Source organism: Hydrogenophaga sp., assembly GCF_051858985.1.
In the GTDB taxonomy this organism is placed as follows: Bacteria; Pseudomonadota; Gammaproteobacteria; order Burkholderiales; family Burkholderiaceae_C; genus Hydrogenophaga.
Genome location: NZ_JBHYGM010000004.1, coordinates 127438 through 145886, shown reverse-complemented (window position 1 = coordinate 145886; position 18449 = coordinate 127438). Strand labels below are relative to the sequence as shown.

At 65.8% G+C, this 18449-nt stretch carries 18 protein-coding genes; 14 read left to right on the top strand and 4 right to left on the bottom strand.

Translation table 11 applies throughout. The features are described from left to right. The first annotated feature begins 48 nt into the window (after nt 1-48). Both ACTIEY_RS17705 and ACTIEY_RS17700 read left to right on the top strand, forming a co-directional pair. Complete coding sequence (locus ACTIEY_RS17705; protein ID WP_439520800.1) at nt 49-1725, top strand: long-chain-fatty-acid--CoA ligase; 1677 nt, start codon at nt 49-51, stop codon at nt 1723-1725. Continuing rightward, nucleotides 1725-2480 carry a 5'-methylthioadenosine/adenosylhomocysteine nucleosidase gene (locus tag ACTIEY_RS17700; RefSeq protein WP_439520463.1) on the top strand — a complete coding sequence of 252 codons (756 nt, stop codon included), beginning with the start codon at nt 1725-1727 and terminating at the stop codon, nt 2478-2480. The genes ACTIEY_RS17705 and ACTIEY_RS17700 overlap by 1 nt, the downstream gene beginning before the upstream one ends. Before the next feature lie 77 nt (nt 2481-2557). On the opposite strand, the gene corA is transcribed toward ACTIEY_RS17700, so the two are convergent. Then, nucleotides 2558-3544 carry a magnesium/cobalt transporter CorA gene (corA, locus tag ACTIEY_RS17695; protein ID WP_439520462.1) on the bottom strand — a complete coding sequence of 329 codons (987 nt, stop codon included), beginning with the start codon at nt 3542-3544 and terminating at the stop codon, nt 2558-2560. A gap of 183 nt (nt 3545-3727) precedes the next feature. Then, nucleotides 3728-5008 (bottom strand): patatin-like phospholipase family protein, encoded by a 1281-nt coding sequence (locus ACTIEY_RS17690; RefSeq protein WP_439520461.1) that lies wholly within the window; start codon nt 5006-5008, stop codon nt 3728-3730. Nucleotides 5009-5073: 65 nt separating this feature from the next. On the opposite strand from ACTIEY_RS17690, the gene ACTIEY_RS17685 reads away from it, so the two are divergent. The 4 genes from ACTIEY_RS17685 to hprK all read left to right on the top strand — a co-directional run bounded on the left by ACTIEY_RS17685 (nt 5074) and on the right by hprK (nt 8379). Next, nucleotides 5074-6297: an MFS transporter gene (locus ACTIEY_RS17685; RefSeq protein ID WP_439520460.1), complete on the top strand. Its 1224-nt coding sequence runs from the start codon at nt 5074-5076 to the stop codon at nt 6295-6297. Nucleotides 6298-6479: 182 nt separating this feature from the next. Further along, nucleotides 6480-6809: a ribosome hibernation-promoting factor, HPF/YfiA family gene (gene hpf / locus ACTIEY_RS17680; protein WP_086125741.1), complete on the top strand. Its 330-nt coding sequence runs from the start codon at nt 6480-6482 to the stop codon at nt 6807-6809. A 142-nt stretch (nt 6810-6951) separates the two neighbouring features. Further along, complete coding sequence (locus tag ACTIEY_RS17675; RefSeq protein ID WP_439520459.1) at nt 6952-7422, top strand: PTS sugar transporter subunit IIA; 471 nt, start codon at nt 6952-6954, stop codon at nt 7420-7422. 6 nt (nt 7423-7428) lie between these two features. Further along, a complete protein-coding gene (gene hprK / locus ACTIEY_RS17670; RefSeq protein ID WP_439520458.1) occupies nt 7429-8379 on the top strand; it encodes an HPr(Ser) kinase/phosphatase in 951 nt (316 codons plus the stop codon). 3 nt (nt 8380-8382) lie between these two features. Here the strand turns inward: hprK and fur are convergent, their stop codons facing one another. After that, nucleotides 8383-8823, bottom strand: coding sequence for a ferric iron uptake transcriptional regulator (fur, locus tag ACTIEY_RS17665; protein WP_439520457.1), 441 nt, complete (start codon nt 8821-8823; stop codon nt 8383-8385). A 199-nt stretch (nt 8824-9022) separates the two neighbouring features. Here fur and ACTIEY_RS17660 point away from each other — a divergent pair, with 199 nt between their 5' ends. The 7 genes from ACTIEY_RS17660 to holA all read left to right on the top strand — a co-directional run bounded on the left by ACTIEY_RS17660 (nt 9023) and on the right by holA (nt 15898). Continuing rightward, nucleotides 9023-9553 carry an outer membrane protein assembly factor BamE gene (locus ACTIEY_RS17660; RefSeq protein ID WP_439520456.1) on the top strand — a complete coding sequence of 177 codons (531 nt, stop codon included), beginning with the start codon at nt 9023-9025 and terminating at the stop codon, nt 9551-9553. Beyond that, a complete protein-coding gene (dapB, locus tag ACTIEY_RS17655) occupies nt 9550-10362 on the top strand; it encodes a 4-hydroxy-tetrahydrodipicolinate reductase (protein ID WP_439520455.1) in 813 nt (270 codons plus the stop codon). The genes ACTIEY_RS17660 and dapB overlap by 4 nt, the downstream gene beginning before the upstream one ends. Continuing rightward, nucleotides 10359-11036, top strand: coding sequence for a MotA/TolQ/ExbB proton channel family protein (locus tag ACTIEY_RS17650; RefSeq protein WP_439520454.1), 678 nt, complete (start codon nt 10359-10361; stop codon nt 11034-11036). Before dapB ends, ACTIEY_RS17650 begins: the two co-directional genes overlap by 4 nt. Beyond that, entirely contained in the window at nt 11033-11467 is a 435-nt protein-coding gene (locus ACTIEY_RS17645) for an ExbD/TolR family protein (protein ID WP_439520453.1), read from the top strand. Before ACTIEY_RS17650 ends, ACTIEY_RS17645 begins: the two co-directional genes overlap by 4 nt. 109 nt (nt 11468-11576) lie before the next feature. Then, entirely contained in the window at nt 11577-14282 is a 2706-nt protein-coding gene (leuS, locus tag ACTIEY_RS17640; protein ID WP_439520452.1) for a leucine--tRNA ligase, read from the top strand. A 10-nt stretch (nt 14283-14292) separates the two neighbouring features. Beyond that, nucleotides 14293-14832 (top strand): LPS-assembly lipoprotein LptE, encoded by a 540-nt coding sequence (locus ACTIEY_RS17635; RefSeq protein ID WP_439520451.1) that lies wholly within the window; start codon nt 14293-14295, stop codon nt 14830-14832. A gap of 13 nt (nt 14833-14845) precedes the next feature. After that, the gene (gene holA, locus ACTIEY_RS17630; protein WP_439520450.1) at nt 14846-15898 is read left to right on the top strand and encodes a DNA polymerase III subunit delta; all 1053 of its coding nucleotides are present in this window, start codon (nt 14846-14848) and stop codon (nt 15896-15898) included. A 101-nt stretch (nt 15899-15999) separates the two neighbouring features. Here holA and ACTIEY_RS17625 read toward each other — a convergent pair whose 3' ends face one another. Continuing rightward, nucleotides 16000-16959, bottom strand: coding sequence for a helix-turn-helix domain-containing protein (locus ACTIEY_RS17625; protein ID WP_439520449.1), 960 nt, complete (start codon nt 16957-16959; stop codon nt 16000-16002). 189 nt (nt 16960-17148) lie between these two features. Between ACTIEY_RS17625 and ACTIEY_RS17620 the strand changes: the two genes are divergently transcribed. Continuing rightward, nucleotides 17149-18345 (top strand): amino acid ABC transporter substrate-binding protein, encoded by a 1197-nt coding sequence (locus ACTIEY_RS17620; protein WP_439520448.1) that lies wholly within the window; start codon nt 17149-17151, stop codon nt 18343-18345. Nucleotides 18346-18449 lie beyond the last annotated feature (104 nt).

The window sequence follows — 18449 nt, the reverse complement described above, 5'->3', positions numbered from 1 at the left end:
GCCGCCTGCTGGACCAGAACAAAGAGGAGACAAGGAATGACCGATCCGATGGCACAACGTCCGTGGCTGAGTGCGTACCCAGAGGGCGTGCCGGCTGACATTGACGTGGGCCAGTACGACTCGCTCGTGCATCTGATGGAAGAAAGCTTCCAGAAGCACGCCAGCCGCACCGCCTACAGCTTCATGGGCAAGGACGTGAGCTTTGCGCAGACCGACAGCCTGTCCCAGGCGTTCGCGGCCTACCTTCAGGGCAAAGGCCTGGTCAAGGGTGATCGGGTCGCGATCATGATGCCGAACGTGCCCCAGTACCCGGTCGCGGTGGCGGGCATCCTGCGTGCCGGCCTGGTGGTGGTCAACGTCAACCCATTGTACACACCACGCGAGCTGGAGCATCAGCTCAAGGACTCGGGTGCCAAGGCCATCGTGATCATCGAGAACTTCGCGCACACGCTGGAGCAGTGCATCGCCAACACGCCGGTCAAGCACGTGGTGCTCACCGCCATGGGCGACCAGCTCGGACTGCTCAAGGGCGCGCTGGTGAACTACGTGGTGCGCAGCGTCAAGAAAATGGTGCCCGCCTTCAACCTGCCGCAGGCCGTTCGCTTCAACGACGCCATGGCCAAGGGCGCGCGCGGCACCCTCAAGCGGCCGGAGATCAAGCCCGACGACATGGCCGTGCTGCAGTACACCGGCGGCACCACGGGTGTCTCCAAGGGAGCGGTGCTGCAGCACCGCAATGTGATCGCCAACGTGCTGCAGTCCGAAGCCTGGAACAACCCGGTGATGAAGAAGGTGCCTGCCGGCGAGCAGCCCACCAGCGTCTGCGCGCTGCCGCTGTACCACATCTTCGCGTTCACGGTGAACATGATGCTGGCCATGCGCACCGGCGGCAAGACCATTCTGATTCCCAATCCGCGCGACCTGCCCGCCGTGTTGAAAGAGCTCAGCAAGCACACCTTTCACAGCTTCCCGGCGGTGAACACGCTCTTCAACGGGCTCGCCAACCATCCGGATTTCAACACCGTCAACTGGCGCAACCTCAAGGTGTCCGTGGGGGGTGGCATGGCGGTGCAGAGCGCAGTGGCCAGACTCTGGCTGGAAAAAACCGGTTGCCCCATCTGTGAAGGCTATGGCCTCTCGGAGACCAGCCCCTCGGCCAGTTGCAATCCGACCACGAGCACCGAGTACAGCGGCACCATCGGCGTGCCGCTGCCCAACACCTGGATGAAATGCCTGGACGACGACGGCATCGAAGTGCCGCAAGGCCAGCCGGGCGAGATCGCCATCAAGGGCCCGCAGGTGATGGCGGGCTATTGGCAACGCCCGGACGAGACCGCCAAGGTCATGACGGCGGACGGGTACTTCAAGTCCGGCGACGTGGGCGTGATGGACGCGCGCGGCTACTTCCGCATCGTCGACCGCAAGAAGGACATGGTGCTGGTGAGTGGCTTCAACGTCTATCCCAATGAGGTGGAAGACGTGGTGGCCCAGCTCGAGGGCGTGATGGAGTGCGCCGTGGTCGGTGTGCCGGATGAAAAATCGGGCGAAGCGGTGAAACTCGTGATCGTCAAGAAGGACGACGGCCTCACCGAAGCCCAGGTTCGCGATTACTGCAAGAGCCATCTCACCGGCTACAAGCAGCCCAAGGTGGTGGAGTTCCGCACCGAACTTCCCAAGACCCCGGTGGGCAAGATCCTGCGGCGCGAGTTGCGCGACAAGAAGTAGTGGCAGGCCCCACCGCCCTTGTCAGCGCCCTGCACGAAGAGCTGGCGGCCGTCCTCGGGCTCATGCCCGACGAACAACAGCAGGTCTTCGGTGGGCGCAGCTTCTGGCGAGGGCACCTGCATGGCCACGACGTGGTGGCCGTGCTCTCGGGCATCGGCAAGGTGGCCGCCGCCACCACCGCCACCGCGCTCATCGAACGCTTTGGCGTGCAGCGCATCGTGTTCACCGGCGTGGCCGGTGGGTTGGCGCCTGGCGTGCGGGTGGGTGATGTGGTGGTGGCGCGGCAGTTCCTGCAGCACGACATGGACGCCTCGCCCATCTTTCCGCGCCACGAGGTGCCGGGCTATGGACGATCCACGTTCGATGCCGACACCGCGTTGACCGATGAACTGGTGCGCGCCAGCGAGCAGGTGCTGCGCGAGTTGCCAGCCACGCTGGGCCTGGACGTGACCAAGGCCTTCGGCCTGGATGCCCCCCGTTGCCACCAGGGCCTGCTGCTCAGTGGCGACCGCTTCGTGTCGACCACCGCCGAAAGCACCACGTTGCGCACGGTCTTGCCCGATGCGCTTGCGGTGGAAATGGAAGGCGCGGCTGTTGCCCAGGTCTGCCACGACTACGGCGTGCCGCTGGGCGTGTTGCGCACCATCTCGGACCGCGCCGATGACGCCGCACACGTGGACTTTCCGCACTTCCTGCGGGAGGTGGCGAGCCGCTACAGCGGCGCGATCGTGGAAGCCTTGCTGCGCCAGAAGTGATCTCAGCGAGAATGCCGCGGAGGCATTGCCCCCTTGAGGGTGTGACGGCCCGAGCATCGGGCCGGCGCGGGGGTGGACTACCTAAGCCAGCCTCTTTTCCTGAAATAGAGCATCGGCACCACCGCCGACAACACCATCAGCACGAGCGCCAGCGGATAGCCGTAGTGCCATTGCAGCTCGGGCATGAAAGCGAAGTTCATGCCGTAGCTGCTGGCCACCAGCGTCGGTGGCAGCAGGGAGACGCTGGCCACCGAGAAGATCTTGATGATCTTGTTCTGGTTGATGTTGATGAAACCCACCGTCGCATCCATCAGGAAGTTGATCTTGTCGAACAGGAAGGCGGTGTGGCTGTCCAGCGAATCCAGATCGCGCAGGATCTGGCGCGCGTCTTCGAACTGTTCGGCGCTCAGGAGGCGGCTGCGCATCATGAAGCTGACCGCGCGGCGCGTGTCCATCACATTGCGACGGATGCGCCCCGACATGTCCTCATGCCGCGCAATGGCCGACAGTGCCTCGCTCAGCAGGTTGTCCGAAGCGTTGCTGTTGAGCACCTTCTTGCTCACGGTCTCGATCTCGTCGTAGATGTCCTCCAGCGTGTCGGCGCAATATTCGGCGTCGGCATCGAAGAGCATCAGCAGCACATCCTTCGCGTCCTCGATCAGGCCGGGCATGCGGCGTGCACGCATGCGCAGCAGCCGGAACACCGGCACGTCTTCGTCGTGAATGGAGAACAGCACGCCCTGGCTCTTCAGGGTGTCGTTGTGCTCGTTGAGAATGAAGGCCACGCGGACCGCGCGTGGGTCCTCGTCGTCGTCGATCAGGAAGTCCGAGCGAACGTGCAGCTCGCCGTTGTCTTCCTCGAAGAAACGCGCGGATTCCTCGATGTCCTCGTCCATCGCGTCTTCCGGGATGGACAGGCCGAAGTGCTGCTTGACCCAGCGGCGTTCTTCGGGTGTGGGGTCTTCCAGGTCGACCCAGATGGGCTTGAATTGCGCGAGTTCCTCGAGCGATTCGATTTCTTCCTGGAACAGGCGGCCATTGGCCAGGGTGAAAACGTTGAGCATGGGGGCGCTCCCGGCGGTTGGGTGTTCTGACGAAGGGCTTGGCGGGCGGTGCTTTCAGCCGGCCGGCCGCCCAACCCAGGTGCCGCGCGGGGCGCGGCGGTCAGACGATCGCGGGGGCAGCTGAAAGCACACAACTGGGTGGCGTGCTTTCCATGAGGTGCTCCAAGTGAGGGACAGGGCGGATTATGGCACCGCGACCTGGGCGCCCAGGGGCGGCGGCGCACCCAGAAAGCCCATCAGTTCGTCCTTTTTGCGCCAGGCGTCGTGTTCACCCAACTCGATCAGGGCGTTCACAAAACCCGGTTCGAACAGCAGGTAGCTCGCCAGCGCAGCGGCACTGCCCGCCGCGCTGCGCGCGGTGTCGAGCGCACCCAGGCCCGCCAGCGTGTTTCGCGTGGGCGCGGGCAGTTCACGCAGGTGCTTGTGGGCCAGTTCGTCCAGTGAAAAACTCGGCTGGATGGCCATCACTTCCACGGGCCGGTAGGGCAGCGCGGCTGCCAGCGGCGGTGGCAGGCGCGCCAGCGTCTGGCTCACGCGCTGGGTCTGCTCCACGTCGGCCTGCAGCGTGTCGTGGAACACGCTGGCCATGGCGTGTCCGGCAATGGTGCCGGCGGTCGGATCTCCTGCGTTGCGCGCCGCCATGCCCGCGCGCTGGGGCTGGCCCACGCCGATCACCAGCACCCGCCTGGCGCCGAACTGGATGGCCGGCGACAACGGTGAGAGCTGGCGCATGGAGCCGTCGCCGAAATGCTCCTTGTGCCCGTCCACCCACAGCGGCACGGCAGGAAAAAGAAAGGGGATGGCGCTGGACGCCATCAGGTGTTCGATGGTGATGGGCTGGAAGTCGGCGCGGCGTCCCGGGCGGTGCCAGGGCTGCAGCGGGTGGTTGGGGCGCGTCTGGCAGAAGGTCCAGTGTTCACCCGTGGTGTAGCTGGACGCGGTGACGCCCAGCACATGGATGGTCCGCTGCGACAGCGCGCGCTCGAGCGCGTCCAGGTCGATGGCGCGGTGCAGCGTGTCCACCAGCGGCAGTGTGTCGAGCAGCGCGCGGTGTCGGCGCACCTGGCGCGCGAGGGTGAGGCCTGCCACGATGCGGTTGGCGCGCACCCAGCCCGGTGCCTCCAGCCGGTACACGCGCTCGGAGCGCAGCGCGCTCCAGAACGTGGCCAGGCGCGGCAGCGCTTCCAGGCCGTGCACGGCCTGGCTGGCAAGGTAGCTCGCGTTGAGCGCGCCAGCCGACGTGCCGAAGAGCCACTGGAACGGGAACGGCTGTGGTCGTGGTGTCGCCGAGGGTGTCGGGGCGGGCAGGCGGGCCGCCAGCATCGCGGCAATCGCCTTGAGCACACCCACCTGGTAGGCCGTGCGCGCACCGCCGCCCATGAGCACCAGGGCGCAGGCGTCGGGTTGCGCGTCTGGCGCAACGGGCTGCAGGGTGTTGTGCGTGATCAGGGTGTCGAGCGACAAGGGGATGACCTTCCGGGTGTGCCGGCTGCAGTGGCTGCGCTTACATTGGCGGGCTGCCCAAAATCATGACACATCCCACCCTCTCCGCTCGCCGCGAACTCTGGCTTCTGCTGACCATTGCCGGCATCCAGTTCACGCACATCCTGGACTTCATGATCATGATGCCGCTGGGGCCGCAGTTCACGCGGCTATTCGGCATCAGCGACGCGCAGTTCGGCCTGCTGGTCTCTGCCTACACGCTCTCTGCCGGAGTCTCAGGGCTGGCCGCGGCCACCTATGTCGATCGCTTCGATCGCAAGCTGCTGCTGCTGACGCTGTATGGGCTGTTCGCCTTGTCGACGCTGGCCTGCGGGCTGGCGCCGGGCTACGGCTTCCTCATGGCGGCGCGAGTGGCCGCTGGCATGTTCGGTGGCGTGCTCTCGGCGCTGTCGCAAACCATCGTGGCCGACGTGGTTCCCTTCGAACGCCGGGGGCGCGCCATGGGCATCGTGATGTCGTCCTTCTCGTTTTCCACGGTCGCGGGCGTGCCGATCGGCCTGTTCCTGGCGTCGCACCTGAGCTGGCAGGCGCCCTTCATCGGCATCGCTGCGCTCAGCGCTCTGTTTGCCGTGGGCGCCGGGCTCACCCTTCCGCGGCTGAACCATCATCTGTTGCAACGCGACCGGCCTTCCATCTGGCGCGGCATCCGCATGGTGCTGGCCGATCGCAATCACCTGCGCGCGTTCGGCTTCACCGCCTTGCTCATGCTCACCGGATTCACCATCATTCCCTTTGTCACCATCTACATGCAGGCCAACGTCGGGTTGGTGGACGCCCAGATTCCGTATCTCTATCTCTGCGGTGGGCTGGCCACGCTCGTGAGCGCGCGCCTTTTCGGGCGCATGACGGATCGATTCGGCAAGGTGCGCACCTTCAACTGGCTCGCCATTGCCGTGATGTTCCCCATCATGGCGACCACTCTGGCGCCGCGCCTGCCGTTGTGGGTCGTGCTGGTTGTCGCCACCTGCCTGTTCGTGTTCCTGAGCGGCCGCATGATCCCCGGCATGGCACTGGTCACTTCGGCGGCCTACCCACCACTGCGCGGTACCTTCATGGCGCTGAACGCCTCGGTGCAGTCTGGCGCGATGGGGCTCGCATCGCTGCTCGGCGGCTTCATCATCAGCCGGGATGCCGCGGGCCAGGTGCAGCACTACTGGGTCGCCGGCCTCTTCAGTGTGTGCGCCAGCTTCGCCACCATCCTCATGGCGCGGCGCCTGCATCTGCACGATGGCAAGTCACCACCGCCTTGAAACGCGCCTGAACCCGCGTTCCTCCCAGGGGTATGAACACCATTTTTTTACATTCTTTGTCCCGCAATCGGCTTGCGCCGAGTGGCGTTCATGGGCATAGTGGGTTCAAGACATCCCCGTGGCCGCAGGGGGTCTTGCCCCAGGCGGCTTTTGTCAACCCGGAGCAATTGGAGGTTCAAGTTATGAATTTGACGATCAGCGGTCACCACATCGATGTCACGCCCGCCATGCACGGCTACGTCACCGACAAACTCGCACGCATCTCCCGACACTTCGACCAGGTGGTCGACATCAAGGTGCTGCTTTCAGTCGACAAGCTCAAGGAGAAAGACCTGAGACAGAAGGCCGAGTGCAAGATCCACGTGAAAGGGCGCGACCTGTTTGCCGAGACCGTTCACGCGGACATGTACGCGGCGGTCGACAAACTGGCCGACATCATGGACCGCCAGGTGCTGACCTACAAAGGCAAGGCGCAGGACCACCACCACGAGACCGTCAAACGCGTCATGTGACCCATCTCACGGCCCTGACAGACGGGGCCGTGACGTATGTTGCAATGCAGCAAGCCGCTTGAGTTGTCAAGCGGCTTTTTTGTTCTCTCGGTCTATTCAAGTGAGCCCAACTCGGCATAATTTGCGGTCCGAAAGGGCTCACATGAACCGACTCTCTGCCATATTGCCCGCCGCGCAAGTGCTCGTCAGCGTGGATGCGACCAGCAAGAAGCGCGCATTTGAAGAAGCTGGGCTGCTTTTCGAAACCCTTCACGGACTCAACCGCGCCCTCATCACCGACAGCCTGTTCGCGCGCGAGCGCCTGGGCTCCACCGGTCTGGGTCATGGCGTTGCCATTCCCCACGGCCGCATCAAGGGCCTCAAACAGCCGCTGGCTGCCGTGTTCCAGCTCGCCAGCCCCATCGGCTTCGACGCTCCGGACGAACAGCCCGTGCAGCTCATGATCTTCCTGCTGGTGCCTGAAGCGGCGACACAGAAGCACCTGGAAATCCTTTCCGAGATTGCGGAGTTGTTGAGCGACAGCGCATTGCGCGAGCAGATGAAGACTTCCAGCGACGCAGCTGCATTGCACAAGCTCATCACTTCCTGGCAATCGGCCCACGCCGCAGCCTGACCCCGTTTGAAACCCACCGTCGTCAGCGCCGATGTCCTGTTCGAGGACCATCGGGACGCCCTGAAGTGGCAGTGGATCGCCGGCCTGGGGGCTTCCGAGCGGCGTTTTGACGAGGTCGCCATCCGCGCGGCCCGCTCCGGTGCCGACCTGGTCGGCTACCTCAACTACATCCACCCCTACCGCGTGCAGGTGTTCGGCGAGCGCGAGGTGGCCTACCTCACGAGCCCGAGCGAAGACGACAACAAGCGCCGCGTGGCCCGCATCGTGACGCTGGAGCCGCCGGTGCTGGTGGTTGCTGATGGCCAGACCGCGCCCGACGCACTGACCGCAATGTGCGAGCGTGCCCAGATTCCGATGTTTGCCACGCACGAGTCGGCCGCCTTTGTCATCGACGTGCTGCGCGCCTACCTCTCGCGTCATTTCGCCGACCGGGCTTCCATGCATGGCGTCTTCATGGACATCCTGGGCATGGGGGTGCTGATCACGGGCGAATCGGGGTTGGGCAAGAGCGAGCTCGGGCTTGAGCTGATTTCACGCGGTCACGGCCTCGTGGCCGACGACGCCGTGGACCTCTACCGCATCAACCAGACGAGCATCGAGGGCCGTTGCCCCGAGCTGTTGCAGAACCTGCTGGAGGTGCGCGGCATCGGCCTTCTCGACATCAAGGCCATCTTTGGCGAGACCGCGGTGCGGCGCAAGATGCGGCTCTCGCTCATCGTGCACCTGGTGCGGCGCGAGACCATGGAGCGGGACTACGAGCGCATGCCCCACGAACCGCTCTACCAGGACGTGCTGGGCGTGCCGGTGCGCAAGGCAGTCATTCAGGTGGTGGCAGGGCGCAACATCGCCGTGCTGGTGGAAGCCGCCGTGCGCAACACCATCCTGCAACTGCGCGGCATCGACACCTACCAGGAGTTCGTCTCGCGCCACCGCGCGGCCATGTCGCGCGGAGAGTGAACGTCAGGCCCTGTGCGAGTGCCCTTTGTGGGGGCAGTCGGTCTTGGTGCAATTCGCGTAGAGCGAAAGGGCGTGCTCCTGCAGCGCGAAGCCGCGCGTCTTGGCCACCATCTGCTGGCGTTTTTCAATTTCCGCGTCGTAGAACTCTTCCACACGGCCACAGTCCAGGCAGACCAGGTGGTCGTGGTGCTGACCTTCGTTGAGTTCAAAGACCGCCTTGCCCGATTCGAAATTGCTGCGCGTGAGCAGCCCCGCCTGCTCGAACTGCATCAGCACCCGGTAGACCGTGGCCAGGCCGATGTCGGAGCGCTCTTCGAGCAGCACGCGGAACACGTCTTCGGCCGTCATGTGGCGCTGCTTGGCGTTCTGGAACACCTCCAGAATCTTCAGCCGGGGAAGGGTGGCCTTGAGCCCCGTGCTCTTGAGTTCTTCGATGTTGGTCATGGCAGGGAACAGCGGGCGGTTGAAAGGGCCGATCCGGGGCGTGGAGGGCCCGGGACTACAATGAACGGATCATATCGCCAGCGCCCTGCGCACGCCGCAATTTCCGTCGGTCAGCGCGCAGGGCGCTGCGCTTAAAAGGCCCGTTCACATGCACGTATCCGGTCATCGCAGCACTGCTGCCCTGAATCGCTCCCGCCCGTTGCGGGCCCTCGTCTGTACGCTGGCGCTGGCGGGCCTGGGCGCCTGCTCGGGCTACGGCGATGGCACGTACGGCCTCACGAGCCTGGTCACCCCCTACAAGATCGACATCCTTCAGGGCAATGTGGTCACGCGCGAGCAGTCGCAACTGCTCAAGCCCGGCATGACGCGGCCCCAGGTGCGCGACGTGCTCGGCTCGCCGCTGCTCACCAGCGTGTTTCACGCCGATCGCTGGGACTACGTGTTCACCTTCAAGCGCCAGGGGCAGGAGCCGCAGCGCCGCAAGCTCACCGCGTTTTTCAAGGGCGACGTGCTGGAACGCGTGGAATCCGACGACCTGCCCAGCGAAACCGAATTCGTGGCCTCGCTGGATTCGCGGCGCAAGCCCGGCAAGGTGCTTCCGCTCGAAGCCACCCCCGAGCAGCTCAAGTCGTTCCAGGAGCGCAACCCCGGCACCCCGGTGACGCCGCCCCCCACCGCGCCTGCCAATGCCAACTATCCGCCCCTGGAGGGCGCGGGGCCGGCGCAATGAGCGCGCCCGCCCTGCGGATTTGCGTCGCAGGCGCCAGCGGGCGCATGGGTCAGATGCTGGTGGAGGCGGTCCGCTCCAGTGGCGACGGCGTGCTCTCGGGCGCGCTCGACATCCCGGGCAGCCCCGCCCTGGGTCAGGACGCGGGTGCCTTTGCCGGCCACGCCACAGGCGTGACCATCACCGCCGATCTGGCGCAAGGCCTCTCGGACAGCCAGTTCCTGATCGACTTCACCCGTCCCGAAGGCACCATGGCGCATCTGCGCGAGTGCGCGAGGCGGGGGGTGGCCGTGGTGATCGGCACCACTGGTTTTTCCGATGGGCAGAAGGCAGAGATCGCGCAGATCGCGAAACAGATTCCCATCGTCATGGCGCCGAACATGAGCGTGGGCGTCAACGTCACGCTCAAGCTGCTGCAGATGGCGGCCAAGGCCATGTCCACCGGGTACGACATCGAGATCATCGAAGCACACCACCGCCACAAGGTGGATGCGCCCAGCGGCACCGCGCTCAAGATGGGCGAGGTGATTGCCGACGCGCTGGGTCGCGACCTCAAGGATTGCGCGGTCTACGCCCGCGAAGGCGTGACCGGCGAGCGGGACCCTTCCAGCATCGGTTTCGCCACCATCCGCGGCGGCGATATCGTGGGCGACCACACGGTGCTGTTCGCCGGCACCGGTGAGCGCATCGAGATCACGCACAAGTCGAGCAGCCGCGCCACCTATGCGCAGGGCAGCCTGCGCGCCGTGCGGTTCCTGGCGGGCAAGCCGGCCGGGTTGTACGACATGTTCGACGTGCTTGCACTGAAATGACCGACGGCCCGGGCCAGGGGCTTTTGCAGACGCTGGCGCAGGCGGATGCGTTGGGTCGGGCGGTGGCCTTGCTGCTGCTGGCGATGTCGGTGTCGAGCTGGGTGGTGATTCTCTGGAAGGCCTGGTTGCTGCGCAGTGCCGCGAGGAACGCCGGGCTGAGCACCGCGGCGTTCTGGCAATCGGCCGACCTCGATGATGCGCAGCGCCGTCTGGAGCGTTTCGATGCGCAGCGCATCGTCCTGCCGCTTCTGCAGGCCGCGCGCGGTCTCGATGCCGCTGCCCCCGGCACCCTGGCCACGGCAGCCGACCGTTCGCAGCAGCTCACGCGCGTGCTGCGCGGTGCCCTGCACGGTGTGCTGCACCGGTTGCAGTTCGGGCAGGTGCTGCTGGCCACCGTGGGCTCCACCGCGCCCTTTGTCGGGCTGCTCGGCACGGTCTGGGGCATCTACCACGCGCTCGCCGGCATCGGCCAGGACGGCCCCTTTCGCATCGAACAGGTGTCCGGCCCGGTGGGCGAGGCGCTGGTCATGACGGCTGCCGGTCTGGCGGTGGCGATTCCTGCGGTGCTGGCCTACAACGTGCTCGGCCGACAGATCGCGCGCATCGAGGCCGATCTGGAGGGCTTCGCACGCGATCTGCGCGAACTGATGTTGCACCGGGAGCAGGCGCGATGAGCTTCGGTGGACTGGAAAAGCCGGTGGGTCACCAACCCATGAGCGACATCAACGTCACGCCGCTGGTGGACGTGATGCTGGTGCTGCTGGTGATCTTCATCATCGCCGCGCCGTTCATGGCCGGGCGCCTGGCACTGGACCTGCCGCGGGTCGAGATGCCGGGCTCGGGACCCGCGGGCGATGGCGCCTTCGTGGCTGTGGAAGTCGATGCCCGGGGCCAGATCCACTGGGATGGCCGGCCGGTCTCCCAGGACAGCCTGCGTGGACTTCTGCAGGAAACCGCGCGGCGCGACCCCGCGACCGAACTGCAGTTGCGCGCCGACGCCAGCGTGCCTTATGGCCAGGTGGTGCAGCTGATCGGGCTGGCGCAGTCCGCAGGGCTGTCGCGCATCGGCTTCGTGGCCGAAGCCCCGCCTCCCCCGCCGCGCTGAAGGCCGCTGCCGTGCGGCGCAGGCCCAAGGCCTAAAATCCGCCATCTTCCGCGCCGCTGCGCGCCGCCTTCCCCCACACACCGTCCCCGGCCCGTCCGGACCCTGGTTCATGCAAGAAAAGTACGCCCACCAAGATGTCGAGCGCGCCGCGCACGCCCACTGGAATGCCACAGACGCCTACCGGGTGACCGAGGTCGCTGGCAAGAAGAAGTTCTATGCCTGCTCGATGCTGCCCTATCCCAGTGGCAAGCTGCACATGGGCCATGTGCGCAACTACACCATCAACGACATGCTGGCGCGCCAGTTGCGCATGGCCGGACACAACGTGCTCATGCCCATGGGTTGGGACGCCTTCGGCCTGCCGGCGGAGAACGCGGCCATCAAGAACGGCGTGCCGCCCGCGAAGTGGACGTACGACAACATCGCCTACATGAAGCAGCAGATGCAGGCCATGGGCCTGGCCATCGACTGGAGTCGCGAGGTCACCACCTGCAATGCCGACTACTACAAGTGGAACCAGTGGCTGTTCCTGAAGATGCTGGAGAAGGGCATTGCCTACCGCAAGACCCAGGTCGTGAACTGGGATCCCGTGGACCAGACCGTGCTGGCCAACGAGCAGGTGATCGACGGCAAGGGGTGGCGCACGGGCGCGGTGGTGGAAAAGCGCGAGATCCCGGGCTACTACCTCAACATCACCGCCTACGCGGAAGAGCTGCTTGAACACGTGCAGATCGGCAACCCCAAGGCCACGCTCAACGGCTGGCCCGACAAGGTGCGCCTGATGCAGGAGAACTGGATCGGCAAGAGCGAGGGCGTGCGATTCGCCTTCCCGCACACGATCCAGGACGAAGGCGGCACGCCCATCGGCGGCGGCCGGATGTATGTGTTCACCACACGGGCCGACACCATCATGGGCGTGACCTTCTGCGCCGTGGCGCCCGAGCATCCGCTGGCGGCGCACGCCGCGGCCCGCAACCAGGCGCTGGCCACGTTCATCGAAGAGTGCAAGACCGGTGGCACCACCGAGGCCGAGCTCGCCACGCAGGAAAAGAAGGGCATGGCCACGGGCCTGACCGTGACGCACCCCCTTACCGGCGAGGAAGTGGACGTTTGGGTCGGCAACTACGTGCTCATGAGCTATGGCGACGGCGCGGTGATGGGCGTGCCGGCCCATGACGAGCGCGACTTTGCCTTTGCGAAGAAGTACGGCCTGAAGATCCAGCCGGTGGTTGCGCCCGACCCGGCGCTGGTGAAGCCGGAAGAGGCCTGCCAGTTCAGCGACGAATCCTGGCAGGACTGGTACAGCGACAAGCAGCACGGCGTGTGCGTGAACTCCGGCGTGCTCGACGGCCTGAGCTACAAGGCGGCGGTGGACAAGGTCGCCACGCTGCTGTCCGCCCGGGGCCTGGGGGAGAAGAAAACCACCTTCCGCCTGCGCGACTGGGGCGTGAGCCGCCAGCGCTACTGGGGCACGCCCATCCCCATCATCCACTGCACCGAACACGGTGCCGTCCCCGTGCCCGAGAAAGACCTGCCAGTGGTGTTGCCGCAGGACTGCATTCCAGACGGCTCAGGCAATCCGCTGAACCACCACGACGGCTTCCATGCCGGCGTGGTGTGCCCGGTGTGTGGCAAGGCCGCGCGGCGCGAGACCGACACCATGGACACTTTCGTGGACTCGGCGTGGTACTTCATGCGTTACTGCGATCCGGTCAACGAGGAACGCATGGTGGCCGATGGCGCCGACTACTGGATGCCGATGGACCAGTACATCGGCGGCATCGAGCACGCCATCCTTCACCTGCTCTACGCGCGTTTCTGGACCAAGGTCATGCGAGACCTCGGCCTGGTGAAGATCGACGAACCGTTCACCCACCTGCTCACGCAGGGCATGGTGCTCAACCACATCTACAGTCGCCGCACCGCCAAGGGCGGCAAGGACTACTTCTGGCCGCACGATGTGGAAAACGTGCTGGACGAGGCCGGCAAGGTGGTGGGCGCGAAACTGAAGAACCCGGCCACCAGCGGCGACGGCCAGTTGCCCGTGGGCACGCCGATCGACTACGAGGGCGTGGGCACCATGTCCAAGTCCAAGAACAACGGGGTCGATCCGCAGGACCTGATCGAGAAATACGGCGCCGACACGGCGCGTCTGTACACCATGTTCACCGCGCCGCCCGAGGCCACGCTGGAGTGGAACGATGCAGCGGTGGAAGGCAGCTACCGGTTCCTGCGCCGGGTGTGGGCGTTCGGCGTGAAGCTCTCGGACACGGGTGGCATGGGGGCGATGGCGGCGAGCATTTCGAAGCACGCGCTGTCCCGGTCCGCCAAGGCCTTGCGGCTGGAGATCCACACCGTGCTCAAGCAGGTGGACTACGACTACCAGCGCATGCAATACAACACCGTGGTCTCGGGCGCCATGAAGATGCTCAATGCGCTGGAGGATTTCAGGGGCGACGGCAGCGCGGGCGACGCGGCTGCGCAGGCCGAGGGTTTCGGCATCCTGCTGCGGGTGCTTTATCCGGCCACGCCGCACATCACGCACACGCTCTGGAGCGAGCTCGGCTACGGCGGCGAACTGCTCGATGCCGCATGGCCCAGGTCCGACGAGTCGGCGCTGCAGCGCGACGAACTCGAACTGGTGCTGCAGATCAATGGCAAGCTGCGCGGCAGCGTGACCGTGCCCGCCGGTGCGGACAAGGCGGCCATCGAAGCCGCCGCCCTCGCCAGTGAAGCCTTTATCAAGCAGGCCGCAGGTGCCGCGCCCAAGAAAGTGGTCGTGGTACCGGGCCGGCTGGTCAATATCGTTGTGTGAGGTCCGATCCATGAATGCCGCTGCCCGCTCCGAGTTCCTGTCACGCCGTCGCGTCCTGCGCAGCGCATCCGTGGGTTTCGCCTCGCTGGTCCTGTCGGGCTGCGGCTTCGCGTTGCGCCAGGCGCCCACCTTCGCTTTCCAGACGGTTCGTCTGCAGGGCAGCGAGGGCACGGGGGTGGCGCGCGATCTGCGTGAAGGATTGCAGGCCAATGGCCTTCAGGTGCTCACCTCGGCCACGGCGGCGCCGAACCAGGCTGCCCAGGTGGTGCTCACGGTGCTGACCGACCAGCGCGAGCGCGTGGTGGTGGGCCAGACCGCCGCAGGCCAGGTGCGAGAACTGCAGTTGCGCACGCGCTTCGTTTTCCGGCTGCGCGGGGCCAACGACAGAGACCTGATCCAGGACACCGAGCTGCTGCTCGAACGCGACATCAGCTTCACGGAAACGGCGGTGCTGTCCAAGGAATACGAAGAGGCCCTGCTGTTCCGCGACATGCAGGCCGACATCGTGCAACAGGTGGTCCGCCGGCTGGCGGCGGTGAAGTCGCTCTGAGCACGCGGCGTCCATGCAGATCGCCGCACCGCAACTCGCTGCCCACCTGCAGAAGGGGCTGAGGAGCCTCTACACCCTGCATGGCGACGAACCGCTGCTGGTGCAGGAAGCGGGCGACACCATTCGCGCTGCCGCGCGCGCGCAGGGCTACACCGAGCGCACCGTGCACACGGTGGCCGGCGCGCATTTCGACTGGGGCGAGGTGCTGGCCAGCGGCGGCTCCATGAGCCTGTTCGCCGACAAGCAGCTCATCGAGGTTCGCATCCCCTCCGGCAAGCCGGGCAAGGACGGCTCTCAGGCCTTGCAGCGCATCGCCGAGAACGCGAAGGACAACGACAGCACGCTCACGCTGGTGATCCTGCCGCGTCTGGACATGGCCACGCAGAAGGGGGCGTGGTTCGGTGCGCTGGAGAGTTTCGGTGCCACCATCAAATTCGATGCGGTGGACCGCAGGGCGCTGCCTTCGTGGATTGCGCAGCGCCTGCAACACCAGGGCCAGCGCGTGGCAGCGGGCGAGGAAGGACAGCGCACGCTGCAGTTCTTCGCCGACCGGGTCGAGGGCAACCTGCTGGCCGCACACCAGGAGATCCAGAAGCTGGCGTTGTTGCACCCACAAGGTGAACTCTCGTTCGACCAGGTGGAGGCGGCGGTGCTGAACGTGGCGCGCTACGACGCTTTCAAGCTGGCCGAGGCGGTGCTGGGTGGACAGGTGCAGCGCGTGCAGCGCATGCTGGCCGGGCTGCAGGCCGAGGGCGAGGCGCCGGTGCTGGTGCACTGGGCGCTGTCGGAAGACATCCGCACCCTGCACCGCGTGCGCACGGCGCTGGACGCGGGCCGGCCGTTGCCGATGGCGCTGCGGGAAAACCGGGTTTGGGGGGTGAAAGAGAAGCTCATGGAGCGGGCCCTGCCTTTGCTGAACATGGCCACGTTGTCTCGCTGGCTGGACGATGCGCACACGGTGGATGGGATCGTGAAGGGTCTCAAGGTGCCTACCTGGCCTGCGGATCCCTGGCAGGCTTTGCAGCAGTTGGCTCTCAAGGTTTCCCTGGCCTGCTCGGTTCGCTGATTTCTGATTTCGCTCGTCTGTAGTTGGCGAGGGCGGATGGGCCGGAGAACGCGGGCACTGCAACCCCGCTGGCGCGAAGTCGAAGAGCGAAACACAAAAGACTAGGAACGACGCAAAGCAGCTTCCCGGAAATCACTGGGCGACTGCCCCGTGTGCTCCCGGAACACCCGGCTGAAATGCGCCCCGTTGTTGAAGCCCCAGGAGAACGCAATCTCCGTGATCGTGCGCTGCGAGCGCGACGGGTTGGAGAGCTCCCGCATGCACGCCTGGATGCGCTGGCGCTGGATGTAGTGGGCCAGCGTGTCGTCTTCCGCGCTGAAGGCGTTGTGCAGGTGGCGCTTGCTGCAGTTCAGCGCCTGGGCGATGTGGTCCAGCGACAGTGAAGGGTCGCGCAGGTGCTGGCCGATGTGCTCGCGGATGCGGTCGCGGAAGGCTTCGAGCTGCGTGGTGGCGTTGCCCTTGCCGGCCAGTTCCTGCAGCGACAGCCGCACCAGTTCCACGATGAGCTCGCCCGCGCCCCGCGCCGCGTTCTCGCTCATGCCCGGCAGTTCCTGGTAGGTCGTGCGCATGGTCTCCAGCGCCACGCGGGCGATGCCGCTCACGCCACCCACGTGTCGCGCCATCAGCGGCTCCAACCGCAGCCCGCGCTCGGTCAGCTGGTCCTTGGGCAGCATCACGATCAAATGCTCCACCCGCTCGGGGTTGGCAATTTCGTAGCTGCCCGTGGTGTCGTAGATCGCCCAGCCGCCCGGACGCACCCAGGCCTCGCGCCCCTGCTGCTGCACCGCCGCGCTGCCTTGCCAGGGTGCCACGATCTTGAGATAGGCGCGCTCGCTGCCGCGCGCCAGCTGGGGGCTGCGCAACACGCGGTGGCGGTTGGCCTCCAGCTTGGTCAGCACCACGTCGCCCGCGTGAGAGGCCGACATGTGGCCATCGAACAGCGTGTCGCCATACAGGTCGGACTCCAGTCCGCCGAAATGCGTCCACACCCAGTCGCGCCAGATCGCCGCGCGTTCGCCCGGCGCGACGATGTCGGTGCTCATCACGGAGGAGGGAGTCATGTGGGTACCTGCAAGGGGGACGCCAAATTATCGACGGCGGGATCGCGTCCCGTGGTGGGCGATTTTGAGGGTTAACCCGCACCGCCGTGCACGCAGCGACAAGCCCCCAGTGCACCGACGGCATAGCGTGCGGCGCCCGTTCTGCTTAGCATGAGGGTTCGGTCAACCCACAACGCCAGGAGACAACCCATGGTCCATCCCACTCGACGTCTGGTCATCAAGAGCGCCGCTGCCACGGTGGGCGCCATGTCCATTGCCCCGCAGCTGTTGGCGCAGTCGGCGCCGGTTCGCATCGGCTATTCCATGTCGCGCACGGGCCCGTGGACCGGTGGCGCACAGGTGAGCCAGGAGCCCAATTACCTGCTCTGGGCCGAGCAGCAGAACGCGGCAGGTGGCCTGGATGTGAAGGGTGTTCGCCGCAAGATCGAGCTGATCAGCAGCGACGACCGCAGCGACATGGAAACCGTGGTGCGCACCTACGAGAAGCTCATGGGCAGCGACAAGGTCGATCTGGTGCTGCCACCCTGGGGCAGCAACGCCAATTTCGGCGTGGCGCCTCTCGCCAACCGTTTCGGCTATCCCTTCCTCGCACCCACCGCGCTCTCGCGCCGCCTGGCCGAGATGAAGCTGCCCTACTTCTTCCTGCTGTTGCAGCAGCCCAAGCCCATGTGCGACGCGCTGGTCGACATGCTCAAGGCCAACGGTGCCAAGAGCCTGGCCGTGGTGTACGTGGACGATCTTTTCGGCCTGGAGAACTACGCCGCGCTCAAGGTGGCGCTGCAGGGCAGCGGCATCAGCCTGGTGCAGGAAACCAGCTACCCCGGCGGCGTGAAAGACCTGGGTCCCACGCTGCGCAGCATCAAGGACAAGAACCCCGACGCGTTCGTGGGCTTCACCTACCCGCCCGATACCATCCTGGCCAGCCGCCAGAGCAAGGAGATCGGTTTCAACCCGAAATTCTTCTACGCCTCGGTGGGCACCGCGTTCCCGCTCTACAAGAACGTCATGACGCCGGCCGGCGCCGAGGGCGTGCTCGGCATGGGCTCGTGGAACGGCAAGACCAGCCCGGGTGCCAAGGCCTACTTCGACGCCCACGTGGCGAGCCAGAAGAAAGAGCCCGACCGCTGGGCCAGTGGCGCCTGCTGGGCGGGCCTGGAAATCCTCACCGCGGCGGTGAAGACCCAGGGCCTGGACCGCAAGGCGATCCGCGACTACGTGGCCGGCACCACGCACAAGACCATCATCGGCGACATCAAGTTCAGCGGCAGCGAGAACGTGGGCACGCCGGGCACGGTGGGGCAGTGGCAGAACGGGGAATTCGAGGTGGTGTGGCCGCAGAAGGTGGCGACAGCGAAACTCAACGCCGCGAAGCCCATGTGGAAATAAGGTCGCACTGACCGCTGCAGCCTTTCGGGCTGAGCCGATGTTCCGTTCGGGCTGAGCTTGTCGAAGCTTTCGCCAGCCCCTGTGCCTGGTGAACCTTTCGACAG

Coding starts and splice junctions, on each gene's coding strand:
- ACTIEY_RS17650 (WP_439520454.1), top strand. CDS start 10,359: ATGACCGACGGCCCGGGCCAGGGGCTTTTGCAGACGCTGGCGCAGGCG.
- ACTIEY_RS17635 (WP_439520451.1), top strand. CDS start 14,293: ATGAATGCCGCTGCCCGCTCCGAGTTCCTGTCACGCCGTCGCGTCCTG.
- ACTIEY_RS17705 (WP_439520800.1), top strand. CDS start 49: ATGGCACAACGTCCGTGGCTGAGTGCGTACCCAGAGGGCGTGCCGGCT.
- holA (WP_439520450.1), top strand. CDS start 14,846: ATGCAGATCGCCGCACCGCAACTCGCTGCCCACCTGCAGAAGGGGCTG.
- ACTIEY_RS17645 (WP_439520453.1), top strand. CDS start 11,033: ATGAGCTTCGGTGGACTGGAAAAGCCGGTGGGTCACCAACCCATGAGC.
- leuS (WP_439520452.1), top strand. CDS start 11,577: ATGCAAGAAAAGTACGCCCACCAAGATGTCGAGCGCGCCGCGCACGCC.
- hpf (WP_086125741.1), top strand. CDS start 6,480: ATGAATTTGACGATCAGCGGTCACCACATCGATGTCACGCCCGCCATG.
- ACTIEY_RS17675 (WP_439520459.1), top strand. CDS start 6,952: ATGAACCGACTCTCTGCCATATTGCCCGCCGCGCAAGTGCTCGTCAGC.
- ACTIEY_RS17625 (WP_439520449.1), bottom strand. CDS start 16,959: ATGACTCCCTCCTCCGTGATGAGCACCGACATCGTCGCGCCGGGCGAA.
- fur (WP_439520457.1), bottom strand. CDS start 8,823: ATGACCAACATCGAAGAACTCAAGAGCACGGGGCTCAAGGCCACCCTT.
- dapB (WP_439520455.1), top strand. CDS start 9,550: ATGAGCGCGCCCGCCCTGCGGATTTGCGTCGCAGGCGCCAGCGGGCGC.
- corA (WP_439520462.1), bottom strand. CDS start 3,544: ATGCTCAACGTTTTCACCCTGGCCAATGGCCGCCTGTTCCAGGAAGAA.
- ACTIEY_RS17685 (WP_439520460.1), top strand. CDS start 5,074: ATGACACATCCCACCCTCTCCGCTCGCCGCGAACTCTGGCTTCTGCTG.
- ACTIEY_RS17620 (WP_439520448.1), top strand. CDS start 17,149: ATGGTCCATCCCACTCGACGTCTGGTCATCAAGAGCGCCGCTGCCACG.